Source organism: Psychrobacter sp. TB20-MNA-CIBAN-0197, from assembly GCF_040309765.1.
Lineage (GTDB): Bacteria > Pseudomonadota > Gammaproteobacteria > Pseudomonadales > Moraxellaceae > Psychrobacter > Psychrobacter submarinus.
This window is the reverse complement of the sequence record NZ_JBEOPC010000484.1, coordinates 1-277: the sequence shown is the minus strand read 5'-3', so window position 1 is coordinate 277 and position 277 is coordinate 1. Positions and strand designations below refer to the sequence as shown.

The window sequence follows — 277 nt, the reverse complement described above, 5'->3', positions numbered from 1 at the left end:
GCTCAAAGCGCTTCGCAACCTTATTACCGTCTTTATCTAAAGCCGTTTTTGCTAATGCTGCCGTTGCTGGCGGATATTCTATAATCAAAGTCGGCAAATCGTGACCCAAATTTGGCTCGACTACATGGCTAAATAATAGGTCTAACCAGCTTTGACGAATATCTTCTTCACTATTGGTTGTCACGCTCTCTACATTATTAAAATTAAAACCGGTCAAACCTTTATCTTCTGCCACTGCTTGTAATGTCGCCAAACTGGCCGTCAGTGGATGTATGCC

General features: G+C 42.6%; 1 pseudogene. It reads right to left on the bottom strand.

Going from position 1 to position 277, the window contains the following annotated elements:
* Positions 1–277: pseudogene (locus AAEY83_RS14605) on the bottom strand (EF-P lysine aminoacylase EpmA); the annotation flags it as partial.